7 protein-coding genes (1 of these 7 running past the window's edge) are annotated in these 5,000 nt (G+C 68.9%); 3 read left to right on the forward strand and 4 right to left on the reverse strand.

The window, feature by feature from the left end:
- Window positions 1-204: 204 nt before the first annotated feature.
- On the reverse strand, window positions 205-498 hold the full coding sequence (gene rpmB, locus ABN401_RS09445) for a 50S ribosomal protein L28 (protein ID WP_349684597.1): 294 nt from the start codon (window positions 496-498) through the stop codon (window positions 205-207).
- A 215-nt stretch (window positions 499-713) separates the two neighbouring features.
- Here rpmB and ABN401_RS09450 point away from each other — a divergent pair, with 215 nt between their 5' ends.
- Window positions 714-1,181, forward strand: coding sequence for a DUF3617 domain-containing protein (locus ABN401_RS09450; RefSeq protein ID WP_349684598.1), 468 nt, complete (start codon window positions 714-716; stop codon window positions 1,179-1,181).
- Between the two features lie 16 nt (window positions 1,182-1,197).
- On the opposite strand, the gene hfaD is transcribed toward ABN401_RS09450, so the two are convergent.
- The 3 genes from hfaD to hfaA are packed head-to-tail and all read right to left on the reverse strand — an operon-like array spanning window position 1,198 to window position 3,798.
- The gene (gene hfaD, locus ABN401_RS09455) at window positions 1,198-2,442 is read right to left on the reverse strand and encodes a holdfast anchor protein HfaD (RefSeq protein WP_349684599.1); all 1,245 of its coding nucleotides are present in this window, start codon (window positions 2,440-2,442) and stop codon (window positions 1,198-1,200) included.
- A complete protein-coding gene (gene hfaB, locus ABN401_RS09460; RefSeq protein ID WP_349684600.1) occupies window positions 2,369-3,376 on the reverse strand; it encodes a holdfast anchoring protein HfaB in 1,008 nt (335 codons plus the stop codon). The genes hfaD and hfaB overlap by 74 nt, the downstream gene beginning before the upstream one ends.
- Window positions 3,373-3,798, reverse strand: a complete 426-nt coding sequence (gene hfaA / locus ABN401_RS09465) for a holdfast anchoring protein HfaA (RefSeq protein ID WP_349684601.1) — start codon at window positions 3,796-3,798, stop codon at window positions 3,373-3,375. The genes hfaB and hfaA overlap by 4 nt, the downstream gene beginning before the upstream one ends.
- A gap of 88 nt (window positions 3,799-3,886) precedes the next feature.
- Between hfaA and ABN401_RS09470 the strand changes: the two genes are divergently transcribed.
- The gene (locus ABN401_RS09470) at window positions 3,887-4,609 is read left to right on the forward strand and encodes a rhomboid family intramembrane serine protease (protein WP_349684602.1); all 723 of its coding nucleotides are present in this window, start codon (window positions 3,887-3,889) and stop codon (window positions 4,607-4,609) included.
- 63 nt (window positions 4,610-4,672) lie between these two features.
- Window positions 4,673-5,000, forward strand: partial view of a CBS domain-containing protein gene (locus ABN401_RS09475; RefSeq protein ID WP_349684603.1) — the 5' portion only. Its footprint extends 101 nt past the window's final position; only the first 328 of its 429 coding nucleotides appear in the window; it begins with the start codon at window positions 4,673-4,675; its stop codon lies beyond the right edge, outside the window.

Raw genomic sequence — 5,000 nt, forward strand, 5'->3', positions numbered from 1 at the left:
CGGCGGAGCCGCCCTTGGGGGTCGGGCTATTGGGGCCAAGCGGTCGGAGACCTGGCCGCCTGCTCGGTCCCGTTGTGTCCGTTGTGAACTCGTTGTGTTCGCTGTGATGAATCCCTGCGGCTGCCCCTCATCGCTTCAGCATGAGACAAAAGAAAAGGGCCGGCGTTTCCACTGGCCCTTTTCAGATCGGGATTTCGAAACTGCTCAGGCGGCGGCTTCGGCCAGCTTGGCCTTGACCTGGCGCTTGATTCGCTGGGCCGTCAGGGACAGCTGCTCGTCCTTGGCCTTGACGATGAAGGGGTCCAGGCCACCCTTGAAGTCCAGCGTCCGCAGGGCCGCATTGGAGATGCGCAGGGTGTAGGACTGGCCGAGCGCCTCGGACGCCAGCTTGACCTTCTTCAGCGACGGCAGGAAGCGGCGCTTGGTCTTGATGTTCGAGTGGCTGACCGAGTGGCCGACCATCGGGCCGACGCCGGTGAGTTCGCAACGACGAGACATCGTCAGATCCTTGGGCAAGCGCCGCCGGGATCATGGCGGGCGCAATAAACAGAAGCGCGCGGAAGGGACGCCCTCCGCGCGAGAGGGGGCCGTATAGTCGAAGGCGCTCGCCGTCGTCAAGGCTTTAGGGCCCGGCCGGCGCCCGGTTCATGTGTCGTTCAATCGCCGTGATTCATTGACTAGGATGACCGGACTGTCCGGGGGAAGAGACGACCATGACCATGCCCGCCCTTGTTCTTCGCACGCTCGCCATCGCCGCGCCCGCCCTGGCGGGGGCCGCCCTGCTGGCCGCGCCGGCGTCCTCGCCCCAGGCCCAGGCCTCGGCCAGCGAGGTTCTGCCGGGCTATTGGGAATACACCACCAGCGCGGTGGGCATCCGCGACACCGAGCAGAAATGCGTGCGGCCCAGCGAGATCAACCGCTTCTTCGGCGGCCTGTCGACCCGGCGCTGGCGGTGCGAATACCCGGTGCGTGAGGTCGGCAACGGGCGCACCCGCTTCGAGGGCGTCTGCACGGACCCGCGCGGGCGTCGCGTCAATGTGCGGCTGAGGGGGACCTATGAGCCCGAGGCGTTCCGGTTCAGCGGCGGGGCCCAGCTGGCGCGGGGCACGCCCTATCTGCCGGCCAGCATCACCGCGCGCCGTCTGGCGGCCCAGTGCCCGGCCAACGCCGAGTATTTCTGACCGGGAAGGCCCCCCCCTACTGGGGGCGCGAGACGTAGAAGGTTGCGGTGTTGCCGGTGGCCGTCGCGCGGGTGACCACGCTGCGGGCCGAGCCCTGGATGGTGGTGGTCGAGCGGGCGCTGACCGGGCCGGAGTTGGTCTGGTCGTTGGTCACGACCATCTGGCCCTCGCATTCGGAACAGGCATAGCCGGTGACGGCGTTGCCGGTGGCCTCGGCGCCGACGCGGACGTCATAGCCGAAAGCGCCGGCGAACTCCGACGTGACCTCGACCCCGCCGGAGTTCACCTGGGCGTTGTCGATCTCGACGTAGCGGTCGTTGTTGCCGATCGAGACCTCGTTGCCCGTGCCCGCCGCATTGGCGGTGGCCGCGCCGTAGTCGTAGGCGGTGACGACGGTGGAAGACCGGACCTGGGACAGGTTCGACTGGTCGGTGGTGACGACGACCGAGCCGCCCTGATTGTAGAGCACAGACTGGTTGGCCGTGGCGCGGGCGCGACCGGCGAGATCCCAGGCATTGCCGGCATTGGCGCTGACGTTGGCGGTCACGGCGTCGCCGGCCTGGCGCTGGCGCAGGGTCAGGCCCTGGCTGGAGGCGGCGTCGGAGTTGACGGCGATGGCGTTGCCCAGGGACTGGGCGATGACCTCTGCGGTCGCTGGGACGTACTGGCTGGCCAGGAAGGTCTCGGAGCGGACGCCGGCGTCGGAGCCCTGGATGACCGTTCCCTCCACCCGGGCCCCCGTGCCGCCGAGGGCGGTGGTGTTGGCGATGGCGGTCGAGCCCATGGAGGCGCCGCCCAGAAGCCGGGCGCCTTCGTTGGTCTGGGCGTTGGTGGCGGTGACCTCGGTCGGACCGACGACCTGATTGGCCTCGATCGTCAGGTCGGCCCCGTAGGCACCGGCGGCCAGAGAGTTTCCGCGCGCCTGGGTCGTGGTGTTGAGCGGGCCCTGGGTATCGCCCGTGGCGACGACGGTCGTCGAAGCGCGGGTGTCGCCGTTCATCGTCTGGGAGGACGACAGGTCCAGCGTGCCGTTCTGGACCGCGCCGGACAGGCTGTTGCCCTGGGCGGCGTTGTCGACCGCGACCTCGCCCTCGGCGTCCTCGACGTTCAACGTCACGCCCGAGATGACGTCGCCGAGCTGAAGCTGGTTGTTGAGGACGCGGCTGTCCTGCTCCTGAGCGAAAGACTCAGTAGCGGCTGCGACGCACATCGCCGTCGCGGCGATCGTGCCAGCGAGACGGATCGGCGCGAGTCTGGCCATTGTTCGTTCCCGTGTTGTCGTAGGCGGGGTAGTAGCCCCCGGTCGCGCCGACGGTGTTGAGCGGATCGTTCTCGGCGCTGAGGCAGACCTCCGGGCCCGGCGCGCCGTACAGATTGGCCATCATCTCCAGCGTCGCCCGTTCGATCAGGGCGCGGACCGCCAGCTGGACCGGCTCCATCCCGCCCGTGCCGGCCGAGACGTCGAAGACGTTGCCGTTCAGGAAGTCGAACACCCCGGCGGAGATCTCGCGGCCGATGATCTGCTTTTGATACGAGATGACGTCGACCACCTCGAGCGTTGTGGTCTGGACCAGGCGCAGGTCCATGGCGACGTTCATGACGTAGATCTTGCCCTGGATCAGGCCCGAGCCCGGCGTGTCGGTGTCGGTCTCGCCCACGCCCGCGTCGAAGCCGGCCGAGCGGATGTTGTAGTTCACCTCGGTGATGCCGCCGATCAGATAGAAGTCCGAGCCGGGCACCTGGCCCGCCAGGATGCGGCGATAGTTGGGGTTCTCGGGCGTGCCGCCCTCGTCGGCGATCAGGCGGTTGTTGGCGTAGCGGAGTTCCAGCTCCGAGATGGAGGTGTCGTAGCGTTCCACGATCTGGGCGCCCGCCTTGGCCAGGGCCGAGGTGGCCATCAGGGAGGCGCCCTGCGTGATCTGGCGTCCGCCGTCGGCCGAGACCGAGCCGGTGTAGTCGCTGATCCGGCCGATCGCCATGCGCGGCGAGGGCAGGCCGTAGCGCCGGGCATAGTCGGCCATGCAGTAGAGGGCGGTTGAATAGGGGGTCGGGTTCGCCGTGACCGGAGCGTTGCCGATCGGGCGGGCATAGAGGCCGCCCGGACCCGCCGTCGGGCTGACGCAGGCGCTGAGCGCGAGGGCGCAGGCGGCGAGCGCGGCCGGGACCCGGGCGCGAAAGAGGGGGCGCAACGTCATTCGAAGCCTGTCAGGGTGCCGGTCAGGTCGGTGCGGGCGGTGACGTCGCCCGAGTTGGTCTGACGCGAGTTGACGATGACCGTGTTGTGGCTGCCCTGGACCACGACGTTCAGATTGTTGCCGATGGCGGTGGAGCCGGCGATGGTCGACCCTTGGCCGCCCGCGCCGCTGTAGCCCTGGCTGACGCCGCCGGACTGGCGCGAATAGGCCGTGGCCCCCGCCTGGATGATGCCGTCGACGATCAGGCGGTTGCCGTTCTGATCCCGCGTCGAGCCGGTCTGAGCCGTGGTGACCGACTGGCGCGCGCCGCCATAGCCGTTCTGGAACGGGGCCATGCTGGCGGAGCCCGATACCTGAGCGACCGCGGAGGATGCGGCGAGAGCCAGGGCGATCAGGGCTCCGGTTGTCCGGATCAGGCGCATTTCGACAGGTCCCACGCGAACTCTAGACACGACCGCAGGGCGCGGTCCGCGTGCCAAAATGGGATAGGGTTATTAAGAAGCGCTTGATGTGACCCAGGGGGCTGCGCATTTGGAGGCCATGGAGCCGTCCGACGGCCGATTCGACGGCCCACCCCCCAGAGAGCGAATCTTCAACGTCCCGCTGGTGGCGCTGAGTCTCGGTGCATCGATGCCGGCGCTCTACTGGTTTCAGGAGCGGGCCCACACCTATTGGCTGGAGCTGGCGTTTCGCCCGGTCGACCTGGCCGAGGGACGGTATGCCGGGCTGGTGACCTCCATGCTGGTGCACGGCGGCTGGGCCCACGCCCTGATGAACGCGGTCGGGGCCCTGACCTTCGGCGCGCCCCTGGCCCGGCTGTTCGGCGGCGGAACCGGGGTCGGGGTCTTCCTCGCCCTATATATAGTGTCGGGCGCCGCCGCGACGCTGGGATATGGTCTGCTGCACTGGGGAGGCCTGGATCCCCTGGTCGGCGCGTCGGGCGGCGTGTTCGGCCTGATCGGGGCGGCGAGCCGGCTGCTGGGCGGGCGGGGAAGGGTACTGCCCCTGACCGACGGGGGGGTGATCCGGTCGGCGATCGCGTGGATGGGCGTCAATGCCGTGATCGGTCTGATCGGGTTCGCGCCGGGGGCGGAAGGCGCGCGAATCGCCTGGGAAGCGCACGCCTTCGGCTTCCTGTTCGGCATCCTGGCCATCGGTCCTCTCGCACGCGTGTTCGCCCGGCCCGACGAAAGGTTTGATTCGGCGGCCGGAACGGGTGATCCTGTCCCCTGAAGCGGCTTCGGCTCTTCGGCCGTCGGCCGCTCCCAAGAACGACTTATGGGAAGGAGGCCTGATGTGCTGGTCGCGGAGATCCTGAAAACCAAGGGCGGGGAGGTCTTCTCCATCGCGCCCGAGACGACCGTGGCCGAGGCGTGCGCCGAGCTGGACAGCCGAAGGGTGGGCGCCCTGATCGTGTGCGACGGCGACCGGGTGGCCGGCGTCTTCTCCGAACGGGACGTGGTGCGGGCGGTGACGGCCGACGGGGCCGAGGCCCTGAGCAACGCGGTATCCACCTATATGACGCGCGAGGTGGTGTTTGCCGAGCCGGGCGAGACGGTCGCCATCCTGATGGGACGGATGACCGACCGGCGGATCCGGCACCTGCCGGTGCTGAAGGACCACC

Source organism: Brevundimonas aurifodinae, from assembly GCF_040195595.1.
In the GTDB taxonomy this organism is placed as follows: Bacteria; Pseudomonadota; Alphaproteobacteria; order Caulobacterales; family Caulobacteraceae; genus Brevundimonas; species Brevundimonas aurifodinae.

Excerpts from the sequence above, each read along its gene's own strand:
- rpmB (WP_349684597.1), bottom strand. The coding sequence starts at position 498 with ATGTCTCGTCGTTGCGAACTCACCGGCGTCGGCCCGATGGTCGGCCAC.
- ABN401_RS09450 (WP_349684598.1), top strand. The coding sequence starts at position 714 with ATGACCATGCCCGCCCTTGTTCTTCGCACGCTCGCCATCGCCGCGCCC.
- hfaD (WP_349684599.1), bottom strand. The coding sequence starts at position 2,442 with ATGGCCAGACTCGCGCCGATCCGTCTCGCTGGCACGATCGCCGCGACG.
- hfaB (WP_349684600.1), bottom strand. The coding sequence starts at position 3,376 with ATGACGTTGCGCCCCCTCTTTCGCGCCCGGGTCCCGGCCGCGCTCGCC.
- hfaA (WP_349684601.1), bottom strand. The coding sequence starts at position 3,798 with ATGCGCCTGATCCGGACAACCGGAGCCCTGATCGCCCTGGCTCTCGCC.